The sequence below is a fragment of the Janthinobacterium sp. SUN128 genome (genome assembly GCF_030587275.1).
GTDB classification, from domain to species: Bacteria; Pseudomonadota; Gammaproteobacteria; order Burkholderiales; family Burkholderiaceae_D; genus Janthinobacterium; species Janthinobacterium lividum.
The window spans coordinates 4,246,398-4,268,064 of sequence record NZ_JAPWHY010000001.1 but is presented as its reverse complement, the minus strand read 5'-3'; the positions used below and the strand labels follow the sequence as shown (position 1 = coordinate 4,268,064).

Annotated in this window: 16 protein-coding genes; all 16 read left to right on the top strand. The window is 46.0% G+C overall.

Annotation, left to right across the window (positions count from 1 at the left end; all coding sequences use genetic code 11):
- Position 1: 1 nt before the first annotated feature.
- The 16 genes from O3297_RS19295 (at position 2) to O3297_RS19220 (ending at position 21,406) form a co-directional block, all read left to right on the top strand.
- On the top strand, positions 2–1,576 hold the full coding sequence (locus O3297_RS19295; protein WP_305049475.1) for an SEL1-like repeat protein: 1,575 nt from the start codon (positions 2–4) through the stop codon (positions 1,574–1,576).
- A gap of 239 nt (positions 1,577–1,815) precedes the next feature.
- Positions 1,816–2,520 (top strand): DUF4197 domain-containing protein, encoded by a 705-nt coding sequence (locus tag O3297_RS19290; protein WP_305049474.1) that lies wholly within the window; start codon positions 1,816–1,818, stop codon positions 2,518–2,520.
- Between the two features lie 380 nt (positions 2,521–2,900).
- Positions 2,901–5,837 (top strand): YjbH domain-containing protein, encoded by a 2,937-nt coding sequence (locus tag O3297_RS19285; protein WP_305049473.1) that lies wholly within the window; start codon positions 2,901–2,903, stop codon positions 5,835–5,837.
- Between the two features lie 72 nt (positions 5,838–5,909).
- Entirely contained in the window at positions 5,910–7,796 is a 1,887-nt protein-coding gene (locus tag O3297_RS19280) for an SLBB domain-containing protein (RefSeq protein WP_305049471.1), read from the top strand.
- Positions 7,797–8,033: 237 nt separating this feature from the next.
- The gene (locus O3297_RS19275) at positions 8,034–9,236 is read left to right on the top strand and encodes a GNVR domain-containing protein (RefSeq protein WP_305049469.1); all 1,203 of its coding nucleotides are present in this window, start codon (positions 8,034–8,036) and stop codon (positions 9,234–9,236) included.
- 56 nt (positions 9,237–9,292) lie between these two features.
- Positions 9,293–9,709 (top strand): FdtA/QdtA family cupin domain-containing protein, encoded by a 417-nt coding sequence (locus O3297_RS19270; protein WP_305049468.1) that lies wholly within the window; start codon positions 9,293–9,295, stop codon positions 9,707–9,709.
- A complete protein-coding gene (locus O3297_RS19265) occupies positions 9,706–10,806 on the top strand; it encodes a DegT/DnrJ/EryC1/StrS aminotransferase family protein (RefSeq protein ID WP_305049467.1) in 1,101 nt (366 codons plus the stop codon). The genes O3297_RS19270 and O3297_RS19265 overlap by 4 nt, the downstream gene beginning before the upstream one ends.
- An 88-nt stretch (positions 10,807–10,894) precedes the next feature.
- Complete coding sequence (locus O3297_RS19260) at positions 10,895–12,106, top strand: O-antigen translocase (RefSeq protein WP_305049712.1); 1,212 nt, start codon at positions 10,895–10,897, stop codon at positions 12,104–12,106.
- Position 12,107: 1 nt separating this feature from the next.
- Positions 12,108–13,082, top strand: coding sequence for a glycosyltransferase family 2 protein (locus tag O3297_RS19255; protein WP_305049466.1), 975 nt, complete (start codon positions 12,108–12,110; stop codon positions 13,080–13,082).
- 29 nt (positions 13,083–13,111) lie between these two features.
- Entirely contained in the window at positions 13,112–14,161 is a 1,050-nt protein-coding gene (locus tag O3297_RS19250) for a glycosyltransferase (RefSeq protein WP_305049465.1), read from the top strand.
- 154 nt (positions 14,162–14,315) lie between these two features.
- The gene (locus tag O3297_RS19245) at positions 14,316–15,314 is read left to right on the top strand and encodes a glycosyltransferase family 1 protein (RefSeq protein WP_305049464.1); all 999 of its coding nucleotides are present in this window, start codon (positions 14,316–14,318) and stop codon (positions 15,312–15,314) included.
- 96 nt (positions 15,315–15,410) lie between these two features.
- Positions 15,411–16,529 carry a hypothetical protein gene (locus O3297_RS19240; RefSeq protein ID WP_305049463.1) on the top strand — a complete coding sequence of 373 codons (1,119 nt, stop codon included), beginning with the start codon at positions 15,411–15,413 and terminating at the stop codon, positions 16,527–16,529.
- 25 nt (positions 16,530–16,554) lie between these two features.
- On the top strand, positions 16,555–17,505 hold the full coding sequence (locus O3297_RS19235; protein WP_305049462.1) for a glycosyltransferase: 951 nt from the start codon (positions 16,555–16,557) through the stop codon (positions 17,503–17,505).
- Positions 17,506–17,686: 181 nt separating this feature from the next.
- Positions 17,687–19,645, top strand: coding sequence for an acyltransferase family protein (locus O3297_RS19230; protein ID WP_305049461.1), 1,959 nt, complete (start codon positions 17,687–17,689; stop codon positions 19,643–19,645).
- 611 nt (positions 19,646–20,256) lie between these two features.
- Positions 20,257–20,883, top strand: coding sequence for a GNAT family N-acetyltransferase (locus O3297_RS19225; RefSeq protein WP_305049460.1), 627 nt, complete (start codon positions 20,257–20,259; stop codon positions 20,881–20,883).
- 202 nt (positions 20,884–21,085) lie between these two features.
- Positions 21,086–21,406, top strand: a complete 321-nt coding sequence (locus O3297_RS19220) for a hypothetical protein (RefSeq protein ID WP_305049459.1) — start codon at positions 21,086–21,088, stop codon at positions 21,404–21,406.
- The last annotated feature ends 261 nt before the right edge of the window (positions 21,407–21,667 follow it).

Sequence of the window (21,667 nt, the reverse complement as noted above, 5' to 3'; positions counted from 1 at the left end):
CGTGCCGCTTGCCGACCCCCGCTACACGGCTGCTCATTACACGGCTGACTACCTGCGCCTGAAAGGACTGGCCGAGAAGGGCAATGCGAACGCCCAGCACAGCCTGGGTTTCATGCATTTCAATGGCCAGGGGATAGAACAAAGCTATGCGCTTGCCTTGCACTGGTATGGCCTGGCCGCCGCGCAGGGGCTCGAACACGCGCAATACAATCTGGGCGTGATGTGCCAGAAGGGGCAGGGCGTGCCACAGGATTTTGCGCAGGCGGCGCACTGGTACCAGCAGGCGGCCGAGCAGGGCTACGCGGCGGCGCAATACAATCTGGGTTGGCTGTATGCCAAGGGCCAGGGGCTCGCGCAAGATAGCGGACAAGCCATGCTGTGGTTCAGCCGCGCGGCGGAACAGGGTGACGCGGGCGCGCAGAATAATCTGGGCATGATGTATGACAATGGCAAGGGCGTGCCGCAGGACTTTGTGCAAGCCATCGCCTGGTACCGCAAGGCGGCCGACCAGGGTTATGCGCGCGCGCAGTTCAACCTGGGCCTGCGCTACGACAATGGCCAGGGCGTGCGCCAGGACCGCCAGCAAGCGACGGCCTGGATGCGCAAGGCGGCCGAGCAAGGCTATGCGCCTGCCCAGTTCAACCTGGCGCTGCGCTATGAAAATGGCGACGTGCTGCCGCAGGACAGCAGGCAGGCGATCACCTGGTACCGGCGCGCGGCCGAGCAGGGCCACGCCAGTTCGCAGTTCAATCTGGGACTGATCTACGACAATGGCCAGGGCGTGCCCTGCGATAAGCAGGCGGCACTCGAGTGGTACGTGAAGGCGGCTGGCCAGGGGCACGCGGCGGCCCAGCACAACCTGGGCCTGCACCATGAGCATGGGGCGCAAGACTATACCCGGGCGCAGGTGTTCTACCGCCAGGCGGCAGGGCAGGGCTTTCCCGCCGCGCAGTACCAGCTGGGACTGTTGCATGAGCATGGACAGGGCATGCCTGCCGATGCGCAGGAAGCCATCTTCTGGTATCGCAAGGCGGCCGACCAGGGACATGTGCGGGCGCAGTTCGACCTGGGTTTGCGTTATGAACATGGTCAGGGCGTGCCTCAGGATCTGTCGCTGGCGCTGGAGTGGTACCGCCGTGCCGCCGAGCAGGATTACGCGCCTGCGCAATACATGCAGGGCGTGTTGCACGACCGCGACGATGGCCCTGCGCCCGACAGCCAGCTGGCTTGCGCCTGTTATTGCCGTGCCGCCGCGCAGGGCCACAGCCTGGCCCAGTTTGCGCTGGGGCTGCGGCATGACAATGGCCAGGACGTGCCGCAGGACTATGCCGCCGCCTGGGACTGGTATGCGCTGGCCGCGCGCCAGGGCCATGCGCGGGCACAAATGAATCTGGGCCTGATGGCGGCCAGCGGCCAGGGTGGCCCGCTCGATTTGCAGCAGGCCTACATCTGGCTGTCGATGGCGGTGGCGGCCGGCGTGTCGGGCGCGGAAAAATCCTTGCGCCAGACGGCTGCGCGCATGCGCGAGACGGATCTGGCGCGGGTGCGCGAACAGCTGGCGGCGATAGCGGGCTGATCCTATCCCGGTAGGCGCGCCAGCAGGAGATGTATTCATCTATTGGGATAGGTTCTAAGCCACACCGCCGGCGTTAGCGTGCGCGGATACAACAGCCGGTGCTGTATAGTCCTTTCCCTTCGCCATCTGTGGCGCCCCTTGTTTCCCCCAAGACGTCAAAATTGCTGCGGTATTTGCAGTTTTGATGTGCTAAGGTTCCAGAAGAAGGTGGTCTGTATATTCTTTAGAAAAGGAAAACCATGCGCCTGAACCCTTTCCCTGGCCGTCCCGCCGCCATCCTGTGTGCGCTGGTGTTGCTGTCGTCCGGCGCATGCGCCGCCGGTCCCCTGGATGCCCTCAGCAACCAGGATGCCAGCAATGGCTTGAAAGCGGCGCTGGAAGCCGGATCGGCCGCCGCCGTAGCCAAGTTGGGCATCGAAAATGGTTTTCTCAACAATGACAAGGTCAAGATCAAGCTGCCCGGCATCCTGGAGCAAGCCAAGCCCTTGTTGAAAATGACGGGCCGCGGCCAGCAACTGGACGACCTGGTGGTGTCGATGAACCGTGCCGCCGAGTCGGCCGTGCCCATGGCCAAGCCCTTGCTGCTCGACGCGGTCAAATCGATGAGCGTGAGCGATGCGAAAAATATCCTGTCCGGTGGCGACACTTCCGTGACGGATTTCTTCCGCCAGAAGACCTCTGCGCCGCTGGCCGTCAAATTCCTGCCCATCGTGAAATCCGTTACTGACCGCTCTGGCCTGGCCAGCAAGTACAACAGCACCATGAGCCAGATCGGCAAGACGGGACTGGTGCCGCAGCAGCAATCGACGGTGGAAGGCTATGTCACGGACCGTGCGCTGGATGGTCTGTATCTGATGATCGGCGAGGAAGAAAAAGCCATCCGCAGCAATCCGCTCGCTTATGGCAGCAAGATTATCGGCAAAGTGTTTGGCAGTTTGAAGTGACGCTTCAAGCCTGATGCGTGGCCGCAGGCGGCGTTTGCGCCACATGGACAGGTGTGGCGCAAGGGAAACAAGTTAAGCATTTGCTACAAGAAAACAATGTTAAAATTCCGCGACATACATTCCTGAGGCATGGTCAAGCAAGAATTTACTGCCCGGGAGTGCCCAGGTTTAGTGGCGAACTGATGCGTGGCATTGCAACATGCCCGTCGGTTGGCCTTTTTTCGTTTTATTCACGTTTCCCCAAGCTCATTGATTTTCTGAATACATTGTCAGGAATTCCAGGTGCAGGATATTTTAGGTAGCCGGATTTGTTAAGCGTACTCAGAAAATCAATCAAATATACCTGGTGTGGCTGTCTGGTGCTTGGTGCGCCATCGGTAATGGCTGCGACGCCGAATCATGGAGGCCAGTCCGGCTATATCAATATGCCCAGCGCCGTGGTGGAAACGGACGGCACCTTCAGCGTCGGCTACAGCTATGACAGCCCGTATGGCCAGTTATGGGCAACGGCAAATATCCTGCCTTTCCTGCAAATGACGGGACGTTATGTGTCGATCACGGGCATTCCTGGTTTTACCAACGTGCCCGGTGAATATGGCAGTGGCTATGGCCGCTACAAGGATAAAGTCGTCGACGGTAAATTGCGCCTGTGGACGGAAACGGAGTGGATGCCGTCGGTTGCCGTCGGCATGACGGATCTGTTTGGTACCGAGCTGTTCAAGGGACAATACGTCGTGGCTACCAAGACATTTGGCGCCAGCAAGAATATCGAAGCGAGCTTGGGCTATGCCCATAAACGCCCGGACGGCGTGTTTGCCGGTGCGCGCTGGACCCCGGCCGCGCTGCCGCGCTGGTCGGTGGTGGCTGAGTACGATACAACGAATTACTTGCGCGACTTCCGCGCCAGCGAAACGAATGCCGGCAAGCGCCGCAAGGGCGCGTCCGTGGGCCTGGAATACCGCTGGGGCTGGCTTGCCTTGCAGGCGGCCCGCAACCGCGACCAGTTCAGCCTGAATGCCTTTATCAGCATTCCGTTTGGCGAGCGCGAGTTCATCCCCAAGGTGTACGAACCGCCGTATTTCATCGACGACAAGAATCCACCGCCACTGCCGAGCAAGGAAGAATGGCACCACGACCCCGTGTATGGCGCCGATCTGGTCAATGCCCTGGTAAAACAGGACTACAAGAACATCCGTGTCGAGCAAGAAGGCAATGTCCTCAGCCTGAGCCTGACCAACAGCCGTATTTCAAACATGGGCCGCGCCGTTGGCCGTGCCGCGCGCACGGCTGTCGCCTTCACGCCGAAGGGCGTGACGACCCTGCGCATCACGTATACCAAGCTGGACCAGCCAATCGCCACCTACGAATTCTTTGACTTGCCAAAACTGAACGACTATTTGGCAGGCAAGATCGACCGCAAGGCCTTCCTCGACGTCGTGCTGCTGCGCTATCCGGAAAAAAGCGATGTCATCCGGGACGATCAGCAAGGCTGGCTGCAGGAATTCCTCGACAAACCGGCGCCTGTCGCTGCCGCTGCACCGGCACCTGCTCCCGCTCCCGCTCCCGCACCGGTCATTGCCGTGGCTCCCGCGCTTGTCACCGCGCCGGCTCCCGCCATTTCCGCGCCGGCTTCCACCAAGGCTGCCAACGTCATCAAGGACGACGGCAAGCTGGCCGTCGGAGTCGGCGTCGATGGCGACGTGGTGCAGATCAAGTCGCTGGACCGGGAAGCGAACCGTTTCAAGATCGCTCCCAAGGTGGGCTTCTTCTTCAATGACCCGAGCGGCGCCTTCCGCTATTCGATCTCGGCGGTCGCCAACTATGACCGCCGCCTGGGCGACGGGCTGTACCTGAATAGCGCCGCCAGCCTGCAGTTGCTGGAAACGGTATCGGGCGTCAAGCAGCCATCGAACAGCAATTTGCCGCACGTGCGTACCGACGTGGCGGAATACCTGCGTGGCGGGCGTTTCTCGCTGAGCCGTGTCCTGCTGAACAAATACGACAATCCCGCCGAGCGCGTGTATACCCGCATGTCGGCCGGCCTATACGAAGACATGTTCCGCGGCGTCGGCGGCCAGGTGCTGTACCTGCCGAAAGATAGCCGCTGGGCGGCCGACGTGGCTGTCGATGCCTTGCAGCAGCGTGGCTACAAGGGCTTGCTCGACTCGCGCGACTACAAGACGGTGACGGCGATCGGCTCCCTGCATTACCGCTTGCCGCACGACATTACCGTGACGGCCCGTGCCGGCCGCTTCCTGGCGAAAGATACGGGCGTGCGCATGGAATTCAAGCGCCGCTTCCAGTCCGGCATCGAAGTCGGTGCCTGGTACACGCATACGAACGGCAACGACATCACCAGCCCCGGCACCGCATCGAAGCCGTACCAGGACCGTGGCATCTTCCTGTCCGTCCCGCTGAACAGCATGTTGCCGATGGACACGCAATCGACGGCCGGCTTCGCCCTTGCGCCATGGACGCGCGACGTGGGACAGATGGTGGCTTCGCCTGGCGACCTGTACGATATGTTCGAGCGCCCGCGCGCCGACATGCACAGCTACGATGGCCTGGGTAACTTTGCCGAGCGCCCGGACGAACAGCATCTGCCTGCCGTCAATCCGCCGGACCGGCCGTTTGTCAGCCCATGGCCCGCCATGCGCGCGCGCCTGGAACAATCCGCATCTGCTACGCCGAGTGCTCCTGAATGGCTCAAGGCGACGGCAGTGGTTGGGGGCGTGGTAGTGGCTTCCGCGCTGGCCGACAAACCTGTCGACCGTTTCGTCAAGAAACATGAAGATTCCAAGGTCTACCGCAACTGGGACAAGCTGGGCAAGGCCATGCCCTACGCGGCAGTCGGTGCGGCTGCCGCTGCTTTCGCCTTGGGCGACGAGCGCATGCAAAACACGGGACTCATTTCCCTGCAATCGGTTGCCGCGGCAACGGGTTTGGCGGTGGCCGGTAAATATGCGTTTGGCCGCGCCCGTCCAGAGGAAGACCTCGGAACGTGGAGCCGCGTCGGCAGCAGCAATTCCCGCTCGAATTCCTCCTTCCCATCCGCGCATGCCGCGATCGGCTTTGCCGCCGTGACGCCGTTTGCCAAGGAATACGATGCGCCATGGCTGTACAGCGTGGCCGCCGTGGGTTCCGCCGGCCGCGTGTTTGGCCGCAAGCACTGGGTGTCCGACACGGTCGCCGGCGGCATCTTGGGCTACGCCATGGGCAGCTGGCTGTGGCACGCGCAGCGCGACCAGAGCAAATCGGGCCTGTCGATCAATCCCGGACCGAAAGAAATCAGCGTTACCTGGCAGGGCAAGTATTAAATAAACATGAGATACAAGTATGTGCATTTGCATCGCACACTGATTAACACCATTTATCAAACAAAGACCAGCATGAAAAAGCAATTTTGTCTATCTCAAACACTTGTGAAAAATTTGGTCCTCCCGGCTTGCCTTTTAGGAGCAATCTCGTCTTTCTCTGTCGCGCAAGAACTGAATATAAATGATCTCGCCAAGGCGCAGGTACCGGCACCAGAATCAAACAGCCTGCCAGCGATTCGTAGCCGAGCCGAGCCGCGTCAGATGGCCAATCCTGCCGCAAGCCGGCCAGCTAAGCGAGCAGCACCAGAAGTAGGACCGTTTCAAACATACGCCGCCGGCGTAACTGGCCAGAATCTGGCCATTTTCGGTAAGGATCTTTTCAGCGATGTACCGTCCACCTTTGCCCCATTTGACAGCGCCCAGGTCAATCAGGATTATGTAATCGGTACTGGCGACGAGCTGCAAGTGCGCGGTTGGGGCATGGTTGATATCGATGTCAGCGCTACGGTCGACCGTAGCGGTGCGATCTTTATCCCTCGCGTGGGCTCAGTCAAAGTCAGTGGCGTGCAGTACAAGGATTTGCAGGGCTACCTGAAAAAAGCCGTCGGCAAAATCTATAATAATTTTGAACTGACAGCCAGTATCGCGCAAACGCGTGCCGTGCAGATTTACGTCGCCGGCCATGCGGTGCGTCCTGGTACCTATACCTTGAGTGCCATGAGCACCTTGCTAAATGCCTTGTTCACGTCGGGCGGTCCCGATGCAACCGGTAGCATGCGTAACATCCAGCTCAAGCGTGGTACGCAAACCATTAGTACATTTGACCTGTACGACATGTTGGCCAAGGGTGACAAGAGTAGTGATATGACACTGCGCGATGGTGACGTGATTTATATCCCGGAAGTTGGTCCGCTTGTCGCCCTGACAGGTAATGTAAAGCAACCTGCTATCTTCGAATTAAAAGGTAATACCAACCTTGCCGATGTATTGATCTGGGCGGGCGGTTTCGACTCGGCAGCGGAAACAAAACAAGTCATAGTCGAAAAAAACGTCGATAACAAGTATAAAACCGTGGTGGAATTGGTCGCTGACCGTGCGATTTCCAGCAGCCAATTGGCTAGCATTGCAGTTAAGCCCACCGATGTTCTGCGCGTATTCGCACCAGGTGCTGTGCCAGTAGAGGCACAAATTCAGAATGAATATGTGCGCATTGGCGGAGAAGCCCAACAAAGCGGTATTTTTCTTCTGAAAAAAGGCGAAACCTTGCGTGAGCTAGTAGCCCGCGTGGGGGGCGCAAATGAAAACGGTTATCTGTTTGCCACGCAACTGAATCGCGAATCAGTCCGTCGCATGCAGCAAGCCAAGTTGAATGAAATTGCTGATCGTTTTGAACGCGACCTTGAATCGAATGCCACTCAACGCATGGCGGCATCTTCCGACCAGGCTAATGCCGCCAAGCTGGCTGTAGAACTCGAACAGCAACGCCGCATTGTGCAGAAGTTGCGCAGTATAAAAGCAGAAGGGCGCATTGTTCTCGACCTGCCGGGTCTCGAAACACAAGTAAAAAATCTACCTGATGTACCGCTGCAGGACGGTGACAGTATTTATATCCCACGTCGACCTGGCACTATCGATGTACTCGGTTCGGTATTCCAGCAAAATGCCTTTGTTTATCGTCCACAACGGACTGTCAGCGATTACGTTCAGCAAGCAGGAGGGATTACCACTTCAGCGGATAAATCTGAGATGTACGTAATTCGTGCGGATGGTACCGCGCAAAGTGGCCAGAGTACGGGGTGGTTTAGCAGTGTTGGCGGAAAAATACTTAATCCTGGCGATACCGTAGTAGTACCAGAAAAAATTGATCGCAGTACCTTTATGCAAAGCCTGAAGGAATGGACGTCTATATTCTACCAGTTTGGATTGGGTGCGGCTGGATTGAAAGTTTTAAAAGACTGATTTTCAATATTTTTTGAAATAAAATTTATATTTTTAAATGGAAATTATCGAAATATAAGTTTTTCAATTAAAAATCACCTGGTGAAATAAAGATAAATTTTTTATCGTGTTTATTTATTTTTGCAGGCGCCATATATATATATATATATATATGGCTAATGGTTAAATATATTTAATGGTAAAAACGTGAATTATTCTCAATGGTTATAGCATTACAACAATGAACGGCATATAAGCATGACACAAGTGCAAACTAACGAAGAAAAAATAGATGGCAAATCTGAAGATGTAAAATTCAGCGTTATGGATTTTATGATAGTTTTGGCAAAAAGAAAAAAATTAATTTTCTTTTCTACAATGCTTATGGCAATGATATCCGTAGCAATAAGCTTTGCGATTCCGGAGGTATATAAATCTACAGCAAGATTGTTGCCTCCTCAGCAGGCACAGTCCGGAACAGCTGCACTTTTATCGCAATTAGGTGGTGTTGCTGGAATTGCTGCAGGAGCAGCCGGCATTAAGAGCCCAAATGATTTGTATATTGGCATGTTGAAAAGCCGAACAGTGGGAGACAGACTGATCGCCAAATATGACTTGAAGAAAAACTATAATGTAAGCTCTCAAGAAAAAGCCCGGAAGGAGCTTGAGGAAAATACACTGATCTCATCAGGGAAGGATGGATTAATAGTTATTGAAGTAGAAGATACTAATAAAAAACTAGTTGCTGATATTGCTAATGGTTATGTCGCGGAACTGACAAAGTTAACGCAGGTTCTGGCCTTAACTGAGGCTTCCAAACAGCGTATATTTTTTGAGCGCCAGCTTGAGATTACCAAGAATAATCTGGCCGATGCGGAAATTGCATTAAAACGTTCGATTGATAAAAATGGTGTTGTGAGTGTCGATGGTGATAGTCGCGCAATCGTCGAAATCATCAGCAAACTCCGGGCACAAATTTCTGCCAAGGAAATACAATTGGGATCGATGCAGTCGTATGTTACAGCAAACAATCCGGAGTATATCCAAATAAAGGAAGAACTTCGTAATCTGCGTATTGGTCTTGCCAAACTTGAAACTGGAAATTCACCAGGAGCGACGAAAGACGAGAAAAATGGAAGTGAAGAAATAGGACTGAAATCCATAAAAATTCTGCGCGATGTTAAATATAACCAAATGTTGTACGAATTACTGGCTAAGCAATATGAAGCTGCTCGCCTTGACGAGGCTAAAGAATCTGCAATTATTCAGGTACTTGATGCTGCTGTTGAGCCAGAAAAAAAAATCAAGCCGCGGCGTCTGATAATCGTATTGCTATCAACCCTCGCGGCACTTTTCTTGTCTATTGTTATCGCCCTTATATTAGAAGCGAAAAGGCGTGTGATGCAGTTGCCGGAAGGTTTGATGCAATGGAATGAATTAAAAAATAGCCTGAAATTTTAGAAATATTTTACATCATAGTGTTTTAATGATGAAGTTTACATGCTAGGAGGTTAGTAATGAGTTTTACAATTGATAAGTGTCAGGTAATTTCATTGCCAAAAATTACTGATCCGCGTGGAAATTTGACTTTCGTGGAGGGAGGTAGCCAGATACCTTTTGCAATCGAGCGTGTCTACTATCTTTATGATGTCCCTGGTGGCGCCGAACGTGGTGGACATGCACACAAGGGGTTGCATCAACTGATCATTGCTATGTCTGGCAGTTTTGATGTGGTTCTCGACGATGGGGAAAACAAGAAGCGTATACATTTAAGCCGTTCTTATAATGGCCTTTATATTTGTCCAATGATCTGGCGTGAACTGGATAATTTTTCCTCGGGTTCGGTCTGCATGGTGCTCGCTTCCAATCGTTATGATGAAGAAGATTATTACCGAAACTACGAAGAATTTATTGAAGGAAAGGCAAAGAAATGAATATTCCCTTTTTAGATCTGGGCGCAGCATATCGTGAGCTGAAAACTGAAGTTGATGCGGCTGTGGCAGGAGTATTGTCGTCTGGATATTATATTGGCGGGCCTGAGGTCGACGCATTTGAAACTGAATTCGCCGCATATTGCGAAGTGGAACATGCTATTGGCGTAGCAAATGGTTTGGATGGCTTGCATTTGGCACTATTGGCCATGGATGTTCGTCCAGGTGACGAGGTGATCGTTCCATCAAATACCTTTATTGCCACCTGGCTTGCAGTTAGCCAATGTGGTGCCATTCCGGTACCGGTCGAGCCGAACGAGGCTACTCACAATCTCGATCCAAAGCGTATTGAAGCAGCCATCACGAGCAAGACAAAAGTCATCATCCCTGTGCATTTATACGGACAACCAGCGGATTTGGATCCAATTCTTGCTCTGGCACGAAACTATGGCCTGATGGTACTTGAAGATGCAGCACAGGCGCATGGATCACGCTATAAAGGAAAGAAAATTGGAGGCCATGGTGACGCAGCGGCTTGGAGTTTTTATCCGGGGAAAAATTTGGGAGGATTCGGTGATGGTGGTGCGGTAACGACACGCCATGCACATATCGCCGAACGGATTCGTATCCTGCGTAATTATGGCTCTAAAGTGAAATACGTAAATGATGTAAGAGGTTTCAATAGCAGGTTGGATCCAATACAAGCTACAGTGCTTAGAGTGAAACTTCGCCATTTGGATGGCTGGAATATACGACGAAAGCAAATCGCAGCGCAATATACAGCGGCATTATCAAATACAGGTTTGGTTCTTCCCGTGGTGGCAGACGGATGCGATCCGGTATGGCATTTGTACGTAGTGCGTTCGCTGACGAGAGATGACTTACAAGTTGAATTGACTAAGGCCGGTGTAAATAGCCTTGTACATTATCCGATCCCACCGCATAAACAGCTTGCCTACAAAGATTTTATATCAAAGCAAAATGAGTATCCAATTGCTGACTTGCTAGCCGCACAAGTGCTAAGTTTACCGGTCGGCCCACATATGTCATCGGAAGACGTAGATCAAGTGATACTAAAAATTAATAAATTAACCACGTAAATTTACCGACTTCAATTTTCAGATTAGTTATAGCGAGATATAAGTGACATTGATCAGAACAAGCTTGTTGAATGCCATTGCAGTAGTTATGCGGATAATAAGCATGCTTGTTTTGAACAAGATACTTGCTGTATATATCGGACCTGCTGGTTATGCAGTAGTCGGGCAGCTTCAAAATATTATTACCACATTGACGACCGTTGCAAGTGCAGGCGTCGGCACGGGCGTAACGAAATACACTGCCGAATATGGACAAGAGCGATCAAAGCAAGTTTTGGTATGGAAGACTGCCAGTTTTACAGGGCTGATCGGTGCGCTTTTAATTGCCATGATAGTTGTTATTTTTTATAGACAACTTGCCTCATATTTATTGCATGATGAAAAATTTGGCAGCGTGTTTATTTGGATATCAGTGTGTTTGGTACTGTTTGTTTTTAATACCCTATTGTTATCCATCTTGAATGGCACTAAAGATATCCGCCGTTTTGTATTTGCCAACATAGCAAATAGTATTATTGCGCTTTTGGTAACAGGATTTCTCGCATGGCGTTTAGGATTGAATGGTGCACTAATAGCGCTTTCTATTAATCAGTCAGTTGCTTGTGTTGCCACAATTTTTATCTGTAGAAAACTTGAATGGTTCAAACTTAGCAGTTTATTTGGCAAGCCAAATCGTGCGACAACAATTAGGTTGAGTCATTACACCGCGATGGCGCTAGTTACGTCAGTAGTAGGACCGATCGGATTAATTATGATTCGTGGAATTCTAATTACTGATGTAAATGCCACTGCTGCCGGATATTGGGAGGCGATTAATCGGATCAGCAGTATTTTTCTAATGCTGATCACTACGCCCCTCTCCATTTATTATTTGCCTCGTCTGGCAGAGTTAAATGATCAGCTTCAAATAAAGAAAGAAATGCTGTCAGGACTAAAACTATTGATGCCGGTGACATTTGTTGGTGTGGTAGTAATATATTTTTCTAAAAATTTATGGATAGAAATTTTATTTTCGAAAGATTTTCTTCCACTAGGCAACCTGTTGTTTTATCAGCTATGTGGTGATTTTGTAAGAACAATCGCTTGGATATTTTCATTTTATTTGATTAGCAAAAGTTTGACACGTCAATTTATTTTTATTGAAGTTACCATCAATATTACCTATGTTATTTTGTCATATCTACTTGTAAATTTTATTGGTACCAAAGGCGTTGTAGTTGCCTATTTTGTAAATAATTCATTGTATTTGGCACTGTTGGTGCCATGCGTAATTCATAATCTGCGCGTAAATCGGAAATAACATGAGTAAAAAGATATCCATTGTATTGATTTGTTTTAATCAAGAAGATTATATCGTTGAGGCACTAGACGGAGTAAGAAATCAAACTGAAACACCGCATCAAGTAATTATTGCTGATGATGCATCGAAAGATAAAACGCAAGCTATTATAAGAGATTATGTTAATAAATACGCGTTGTATCATTGGACGCTTTTGTTATCCGAGAAAAATCGTGGGATAACAGAAAATCTGCAGAGGGGGCTAAAAGAATGCACTGGAGAAATAATAATTGCAATGGCAGGCGATGATATTTCGTTGCCAGAGCGATGCGCTATTACGGACGAGTTATTTTCACGCAATCCACAAGTGAATGTGGTGGCAAATAGCGGCTATATTATTAATTCATCTGGTGAAATTACCGGTGAGAGAAATGAAGAAGACGCCCTGAATATTAGTGATGTAGTGAAAGTGATCAGATTTGGTTTTCCAGGAATACATCCAGTGGGCCAGGCATTTCGTAGTGTAATTTTTTCAAAATATGGACCGCTGCCATTGGATGTGCCAAACGAAGATGACCAACTTTCTTTTCGAGGAATTGTTGATGGCGGTATCTTGACCTCATCAATAAAGACATATAAGTATAGAGTACACGAGCAATCAGCAAGTTCGTGGATCAGAAATAAACAGAGTAGTGACGAATTTTATCGTCGGTTCACACAAGACATGGTTGTTCGCGAACGCCACATGAGACACTGGATTACTTGTATTCAGATTTCGCCAGCGGTCGACAAAGAATATTTAACGTCATTGTTGAAAAGTAAAATAACTTTATATGAGATTCTGAGCGGGAAACTGTCGTTCAATATTTTCCAAAAAATTTCCTTTTTGTTGAAGAATCGTGCCGCTATTTGCACCCGCGAACAGGTTTATTTGTTATTTGGAAAATCCGGCGTACTTGGTTGGCGCAAGGCGAGACATATTCTTGGTAAAGTATAATATTTTTATGGATTTGAAGGAAGAAATGTGTGATTAAAAAAAATATACTGATTATTGTCAGTGGTTCAGTTATTGGAGGACATGAGTCACAAGCATATGAAATTGCTGCTGATCTTATCGGTATAGGTCATAAAATTAATATTATCTGTTCCGCCCAATCTACTTTTGATTATTTCAAAGTACTTGATTGCAACATAGAGCTAATTGATTTTATTATTCCTGGAAAAGTATGGCGTCAATGGCTTGATTCTTCAAAGGTTAGAAAAGTCCTAAAGCAGAGCATTATTGGTTTCGATACAATACTAATCAGTGCAGGGACCATTGAAGGTTTGATCGCAGTCTCACATGCAATAAAAAAAGATGTAAAAGATTGCCGCGTTATTGGTTATGTCCCCATGTATATTGATAGGTCGCTCACTCACGGGATAGTGGGGAAAATATATAATTGCATATTGAATTGTTTGGGGCGCGCAGTTGACGGTTATTTGACCATAAATAAGATTCAATCCACGATCATAGAAAAAAATTTGCGGACCCCTACCACTTTTATTTCAAATAGAATTCGAACCGTAATAGTTCCTGAAACATCGTTTGGGAAGCGTTTAGTGTATGTGGGGCGCTTTGATGACAAGCAAAAAGGTTTGCTGGATTTATTGACCTTGTTGAATGACACAAGAAATCCGTATCGTGAGTTGATCATGATAGGTGATGGACCTGATAGGGATCAGATAGTAGCCAAAGCGAAAACAATGAAGCTAATGAATATAAGATTTCCCGGTTGGCTTTCTGGCGAAGCACTTGAAACTTTTTTGGGTAGCGATGATGTTTTAATATTGAATTCCCGCTGGGAAGGCGAGCCGCTTGTTGTGAGAGAGTTTGGTGCAAGAGGATTACTCAGCATATCCCGTGAAATTAGTGGTGTTCGTGGCTTGATCAAGAAGCGCTTTCGCTTCAAGAATAGTCAACAGCTCTGTGACTTACTTAATCAGATTTATAGTGGTAATGTAGCAAGCGAAGAAAATGGCTTGATACGAATAAGGGAATTTGATCGAGCCGCTTGCTTGGCCAAAGTCATTTGAGCATGCGTATATGTACGTAATGCATTTCGATAAAAATAATATTATTGCATAAAAGTTGATCAATATTTAATAAGTTAATTCAATACTCGACTTCGGCTATTTTAATTTTACTTATTGACATGGAATCAATAAATTTCATTTGGAAATATTTACTATGTTGAAAATATCCTGTGACTCATCATGGGTCGGCGAACATGGCATTGGTCGTGTTTATAAAGAGTATATCAGCCGACCAAAAAACGGTCATGAGTTAGATTTTTTTGATATTAAAGCAAAAAAAAGAAATTTATTATATCCGTTAGCATTTTCTGTAGCTGCAAACAAAGCCGATTGTGATGTTGTATGGTCGGTAGGTTTCTTTCCGTCAGCGATTGTAAAAAAGCCAGTGGTAGTTACGGTACATGATCTCACGCATTTGCATTTTTATTCAAAAGCACACCGTGCTTATTACGATTTTGTTTTGAAGCCGCTTTATCGCAAAGCAGATAAAATAATAACGGTTTCAGATTTTACTCGAAATGAACTGCTGGAATGGTCAGGCTGTGATCCAGATCGTGTAGTAACTATTTTGAATGCTGTTGGTGATGATTTTAGTATTGAAGGCAACGTAATCGATAAAGGATGGCCATATCTTTTTTATCCAGGAAATCGTCGATCATATAAAAATATCAAACGAATGATTGAAGCATTCGCTGTCTCCAGTGCACCGTTAAGAGGCGTACGATTATTGCTGACAGGAAAGTCTGACGATTCTGTTATGGAGTGGGCGACTCAATATAAAGTGGCAGACAAAGTAGAGTTCTGTGGATATCTCTCTGATACACAAATTCCGGAATACTATAGATCATCATTGGGCGTAGTATATATATCGCTTTATGAAGGATTTGGTCTACCTATTATTGAGGCTATGGCATGTGGTCGTCCGGTTATTACATCCAATATTTCTTCTATGCCTGAAGTTGCCGGAGCGTATGGAATATTAGTAGATCCTTATTCAATTGATGATATCGCTCAGGCGATGAATCAGGTCGTTGATGGCTCGGTAGATTCCGACACACATATCGCAGATCGTGTTTCTTGGGCGCGAAGGTTTTCTTGGTCAAGTTCCGCCCAAAAATTGTGGAACGAAGTTGAACAAACTGCAAAAGTATGAGTTGGTTAAAATGCATGTAGGTTTATTGGTTTTTAAAAATATTTTTTCAATAGTGTATGGTCTCAGATTTTGAAGATATGCTATGGAAGGTTTTGGATGGAACATAAAAAAAGAATTATTTTAGGAAATACATCAAAATTTTTCTATTTGTTGTGCTTTTTATATTTGATCCTGCCAAGTCTTGTATCATTATTTTTGCCTGATAATTTTTATGTTTTTTACAAAAATTCTCATGATGGAATGATGGAGTCAATATTTTTCTTTTTTCTTTTTGTCGGACTTTTTACAATAATTCGATTCGTCAATATCGATGCTGGCATGACAAAGAGTATAAATATGGTGGGACTTTTTAAGATACTTCATATTATTCATGTTGTGTACCTTTTCATTGTATTACTTATTGGGTTGAAATTTAGGCTGGCAAGTGGGGCTACACGTCCCGAGCTCTTGGAGTTGATATCCAGCTTCTTTTTTCCTGGCTATAGCTATTTATTAGTGGCATCAGTATGTTTCCTTGTCATACGTGCCAAAGGCATCTATATGCTTCTGATTGGACTTTTTTTCCTATTACTTGATTTTGCATATATGGGGAAAATTTTCACTTTGTTATTTTTGGTCACCTGGATGATGTGGGCGGATTACCATAATAAATCAGGGAAAATTTTTTTTAGAGGCCTGCTCCTCGGCGGCAGTGTAGCTGTGGCAATTTTTGTGATTCGTGAGATTGTTGTCAAGGGAACCTTTACGAGTGGCCTTAACTTATATGTTTTCTTCTCTGAATTTATCGGTGTTTTTGCCTCAATAGGTTGGGCTGAAGGCTACCATGCTCAAGGCCTGCCCATGCAAATTTTGGATTTTAACGCTGTCCTTGAACCATTTTATGCATCATCGATTTCTCATGGGTTAGCATTGCATCCTGCCGCATATTTTGTAGGTAACTTTGGTGATTTTTGGATATTGGCAGCAATCATTTATACATTCTTGCTTGCCTTATTCTCTTTCTTTACCATCAGATCGTTAGGATTTCTTTATGTCATTATTTTTATAGTGAATAGTGTGCATTTTTTCAGACACGGACCAGATGTATTTGCAAAAAATGTCATTGTTCAAAGTATATTTTTTGTGCTACTAATTTTGCTAGCCAAGGTATTTACGATTATAGCCAAAGATAATTTACATTTGAAAATTCATAACGATACAAATTCCTCAGAATAATATTGAATATATTGATATTAAAGCAATGACTTTTCCTACCGAAAAAAAAACCAGTATGCGGCCACGTATACTAGTTTTACTAGCAACCTATAATGGGCAGGATTCACTGTCCGAACAATTGCAATCTATTCTTGATCAAAAAGAAGTGGATGTAGATGTCTTCGCTGGAGATGATTGTTCATCTGATGGCACGCATAACCTTTTGCATGAAATTTCGGTGCGTGAAAGACGTGTAAAATATATTCGTTGGAATAAGAGCAGCGGATCGGCTGGCGAAAATTTTAGACGGCTTTTTATTAATGCCAATTTATCTGGGTATGATTTCGTTGCATTGGCTGATCAGGATGACATATGGTTGTCGGATAAGCTGAATCGTGCTGTGGATGCTCTACATGACTCGGGCGCTGATGGCTACTCGGCAGCAGTAGAGGCATTCTGGGACGATGGACGTACGCGTATATTACGGCAGTCGAACATTATGCGAAAAGGTGATTTTTTACTTGAGGGTGCCGGTCAAGGCTGTACTTTTGTGCTGCCAGTAACTACTTTTAGAAAAGTGCAGTTGTTTTGTATAGAAAATACTGAAGTTGTTTCCAAAATGCACTACCATGATTGGTTGATTTACCTTCTGGTACGGAACTGGGGAGGACGTTGGTATTTTGACCAAAGTCCTGTGATGAGATATCGACAGCATGCAAATAATGAAATTGGATCGCGTGGCAGTATTGCTGCATTTCAATATCGTATAGAAAAGGTTAAAAATGGTTGGTATCGTAATCAGATTCTATGTGCTATAAGAATTTATGATTTATGTGCCCTAAAGAATCCCGATCTTGTTACATTCACTGAAAACTTCTCAAGAAATGTTACTTCTTTCAGACGCTTAAAAATAGCTGCTTTTTTGCTTGCTCATGGCCGTAGAAAATTAAGTGAGCGAATGTTTTTGGCTTTTTGTGCTTTTTTAGGCTGGATTTAATATTTCATGGTCAATTTTTCAAATTGATGACGATATATTTTTATGATTGCATCCTCAATTAAATGAAACGTGAAGAATGGAAGATCAAATTTTAGCTAGAAAAGAAAAATAATATGCTTTTTTTTAATAATAAAATGCAGTAAAAAACTATTAATATTTTATAATAAAACTAATATCTAGAATGATGGCTTATAGACGAGAAATAGATGGTTTGCGGACACTGGCAGTTTTGCCAGTAATACTCTTTCATGCAGGCTTTCAGATTTTTAGTGGAGGATTTGTAGGCGTAGATGTATTTTTTGTGATTAGCGGTTATTTGATTACGAGGATTATTCTCGCGGAGCTTGAGCATGGAAATTTTTCAATTATAAATTTTTATGAACGAAGAGCAAGAAGAATCCTTCCTGCTCTATTTTTCGTTCTCTTGGTATGTCTGCCATTATCATGGCTGTGGCTTGTACCTGATGATATGAAAAATTTTTCTCAGAGCTTGCTTTCCGTTTCTGTTTTTTCTTCCAATATATTGTTTTGGCTCACAAGCGGATATTTTGATACCGCTGCTGAACTCAAGCCTTTATTACATACGTGGAGCCTGGCAGTAGAAGAACAATACTACGTATTTTTCCCAATTTTTCTTATTGTGATGTGGCGCTTTGGCAAACGCTGGATTCTTGCAATGCTGATTGTTATATTTTTTGCCAGCCTGGTGGCAGCGCAATGGACTTCTACAAGAATGCCAATGCTGGGATTTTTCATGCTTCCTACTCGCGGTTGGGAACTGCTGATAGGTGCATTTGTCGCATTCTACATGGCTAGTGACAGGAGAAAAATACTGTCTGATAATGTCAATCAATTGCTCAGCATGTTTGGCGCGGCATTGATAGTTTTTGCTGTATTTTTATTTGATAAACATACCCCATTTCCGAGTATTTTCGCCCTGGTTCCAACTGTCGGAGCAGCTTTGATTATTTTATCGGCAAATGATAGGAATTTAGTTGGAATAATACTTGGTAATAGATTTTTTGTTGGCATCGGTTTGATCAGCTATAGTGCCTATTTATGGCACCAGCCATTGTTCGCTTTTTCCCGATATGTATCTTTCGATGAACCTAGTAAAATAGTAGTATGTGGGCTAATTTTCCTGACATTTGCCTTGGCTTATATCAGCTGGAGATTTATTGAGTCGCCATTCAGAGATCGTTCCCGATTCAGTCGTAGGAGCATATTTATATTTTCATTTCTGGGTACATTTTTTTTTGCAGTATTTGGACTAACTGGTCATGTTACGAAGGGTTTTGCAGGAAGGGAGATCGGAATACCATTTAAACCATTTGAGTACGATACAACCAAACTTGGATACAGGAAATGCGATGATCCATCTCTTGTTGTAGGAGAAACTCTAAATTATTGTTATCAGACTACTCATGGGAAGGTAGATGCGGTATTAATTGGAGATAGTCATGCCGATGATAAATTTTATGGCCTGGAAAAAAATAGTACTGAACTGAAATGGGCACTTGTTGGTAATTCCAGCTGTCCACCTCTACTTAATGTAAGTGTGGAAGCTGATGAAAAAGGTTGTGCGGTAAAATTCGAAAAAATTATAAATTGGATTAAAAAGTCCGAGAATATAAAGACTGTTGTAATGTCTTTTTATGGTAATTATCCGTTGACGTCAGCTTATGCTGCAGACCATGTTCGCCGAAATACTGGACCTGATACTGTAGTTATTAAAAATAAAGAAAAAAGTGGCTGGAGCCGTATCGACCTCTTTTATTATGGGCTTAACCGTTCTGTTGGTGAATTGATAAATTCCGGGAAAAAAGTCATAGTAGTGGTTGACGTTCCGGAACTACCATTTTTTCCTATTGATTGCGTAAAAGGAAAATCAGATTGTGAGATATCTATCAAAGATGTTTTGGCACGGCAAGCCGAACACAGAAAAATTCTTGACAGATTAAAGAAAGATTTTCCAATGGTAAATATATTTGACCCAATAAATATATTTTGTATTAATGGAGTTTGTACTTATAGAAGTAAGGAAAAAATATTATATCGTGATTCTCATCATTTGACTTTTGATGGAAGTGATATTTATGGAAAAAATTTTTTCTCTTGGTTAAATTCTTTGCCGGAATAAGAACGGTGTGACAGAGTACTTCGAAAAATGACCAGCCATGGTGTGATATAGTAGTGCCACTTTTGATGATTTGCCCATGATGAGAGTCAACCTATTTTCCGTATAGGAGTGAGGTAAGGCTTGAGGTGTTCTAGCACTCGCGACCTATCCGGGCCGTGTAAACTGAGCATGGCAACTACGTATCTGGCTGTGAACGGGACGCGGCAAAAGTAAGCCAAGGAAAACTAAAAACGCATGGTATATCACTGATCAGGAAATTAGCACTAACTCGAGGTGGAAATATATAATTAGTGAAAATATTTATAAGTAATTTTTAAAATTGAATGTGAATAAATTATTTAAAAATACTTTATATTTATTTATGAATTGTATATTTAAATTGCTCTATATTTCTTATTGAATTTTTCTTTGTGATTTTAATTTTCTCATTGAAATTTATCCGCATATGTGGGTCTAATATGATTTCATAATTTGTTCTGCGGCGTGTTGCAATGATTAGATTGTATCGCTAAAAATACTGTGGTATTTTTTTGTGGAAATAAAATAATATTTTTCTGATTTTATTGTCAGAATTATGTGTGTAATTCTTTGGATGTTAATTAAAGTTAATCATGGAAAACAAAAAACTAGACATGGAAAGAAATTCATTTTTATTAGGTGCGACGTTGCTAGGAAATTGCATTGAAAATATTTCCTTTATCAAGCCTCTTAAAGTCATTGGTAAAAATGTTGTATTTCGTAATGCTGATAAAACGGACGCGGAATTTATTCTTCAACTGCGCACTGATCCGGTAAAAGGAAAATATTTATCTGCCACAACCGCTGATCTGGATATGCAGGTGGCGTGGCTGGAAAAATATACTGATGATAATAGCCAGATATATTTTATTATCGAGGATCGTAATGGTGAACGGTTTGGGACAATCCGACTCTATGATGTAAGAGGAGACTCTTTTTGCTGGGGATCCTGGATTTTGAGGGATGGTAGGCCAAGCGGGTTTGCCATGGAATCGGCTCTTTTACTTTATCAGATTGCCTTGAACTTAGGGTTTAAAAAATCTCATTTTGATGTTCGAAAAGAAAATACATCGGTGTGGCAATTTCATGAACGCTTTGGTGCAGTAAGAACAGGGGAGCAGGGCGATGATTATATTTATAGTATATCTCATGAAGCCATACAAAATTCATTCGAAAAATATAAAAAACATATAAACGATGAAATAGAGATACTGTTGTAATTGTTTAGTTTCGTGTGATCATATTCCTCGTCGCAGCATGACCTCGCCGATCAAGATCATCAAACTGCTGACTGACAACGGTTCGCAATTCATTGACCGCTTCACAACAAAAAACAGGAAGTCCACTGTCCCCCCTCTGTCAAAATAGTTGTCACCTCCAGCATTTGGAGTTCTAATCTGCCTTGGGGCGATAGATTTGACGATGACGAAATACACCAACGAGAAGAAAGAGCACGCGCTCAGCCAGATGAGCGCGCCGCATAACAAGCCTGTGGCCGAAGTGGCACTGCTCACCGGCGTGCGGAAGCCTCGCTGTACCTGTGGCGCAAGCAGGCGCGAGGCAAGGCCGCGCGGCGCCCGGCGACGGACAAAATCCCGAGCAATGGAGTTCCGCCGACAAGTTCGCGGTGGGGTGCCGGAAGCGGCCCCGCTGAACGAGGCTGAATTGGCGGCGTATTGCCGTCGCAAGGGATTGTTGGTGAAACAGTTGGAACGCAGGCGCGCGGAAGTTCACTCGGCCTAGTTGGCAGGACTGAACCAAACTGGTGCCAGCGACGCGCGACGGACAAAAAACGCATCCGGGAGCTGGAAAGGGATTTGCGCCGCAAGTAGAAGGCGTTCGCCGAGACGGCGGTATTGTAGGTGCTGTCCCGAAAGGACGAAGCGCTCTGGACCGACGGCGAGGACGCATGATTGCGTTGCAGCAGCGCCAAGAGTTGATCGCTGACATTTGCCTGCCAAGATGGCGCCCCGCTTGGTTCGGCCTGTGCCGAACTGGGCCTGA

Coding starts and splice junctions, on each gene's coding strand:
- O3297_RS19290 (WP_305049474.1), top strand. CDS start 1,816: ATGCGCCTGAACCCTTTCCCTGGCCGTCCCGCCGCCATCCTGTGTGCG.
- O3297_RS19285 (WP_305049473.1), top strand. CDS start 2,901: ATGGCTGCGACGCCGAATCATGGAGGCCAGTCCGGCTATATCAATATG.
- O3297_RS19280 (WP_305049471.1), top strand. CDS start 5,910: ATGAAAAAGCAATTTTGTCTATCTCAAACACTTGTGAAAAATTTGGTC.
- O3297_RS19275 (WP_305049469.1), top strand. CDS start 8,034: ATGACACAAGTGCAAACTAACGAAGAAAAAATAGATGGCAAATCTGAA.
- O3297_RS19270 (WP_305049468.1), top strand. CDS start 9,293: ATGAGTTTTACAATTGATAAGTGTCAGGTAATTTCATTGCCAAAAATT.
- O3297_RS19265 (WP_305049467.1), top strand. CDS start 9,706: ATGAATATTCCCTTTTTAGATCTGGGCGCAGCATATCGTGAGCTGAAA.
- O3297_RS19260 (WP_305049712.1), top strand. CDS start 10,895: ATGCGGATAATAAGCATGCTTGTTTTGAACAAGATACTTGCTGTATAT.
- O3297_RS19255 (WP_305049466.1), top strand. CDS start 12,108: ATGAGTAAAAAGATATCCATTGTATTGATTTGTTTTAATCAAGAAGAT.
- O3297_RS19245 (WP_305049464.1), top strand. CDS start 14,316: ATGTTGAAAATATCCTGTGACTCATCATGGGTCGGCGAACATGGCATT.
- O3297_RS19240 (WP_305049463.1), top strand. CDS start 15,411: ATGGAACATAAAAAAAGAATTATTTTAGGAAATACATCAAAATTTTTC.
- O3297_RS19235 (WP_305049462.1), top strand. CDS start 16,555: ATGACTTTTCCTACCGAAAAAAAAACCAGTATGCGGCCACGTATACTA.
- O3297_RS19230 (WP_305049461.1), top strand. CDS start 17,687: ATGATGGCTTATAGACGAGAAATAGATGGTTTGCGGACACTGGCAGTT.
- O3297_RS19225 (WP_305049460.1), top strand. CDS start 20,257: ATGGAAAACAAAAAACTAGACATGGAAAGAAATTCATTTTTATTAGGT.
- O3297_RS19220 (WP_305049459.1), top strand. CDS start 21,086: ATGACGAAATACACCAACGAGAAGAAAGAGCACGCGCTCAGCCAGATG.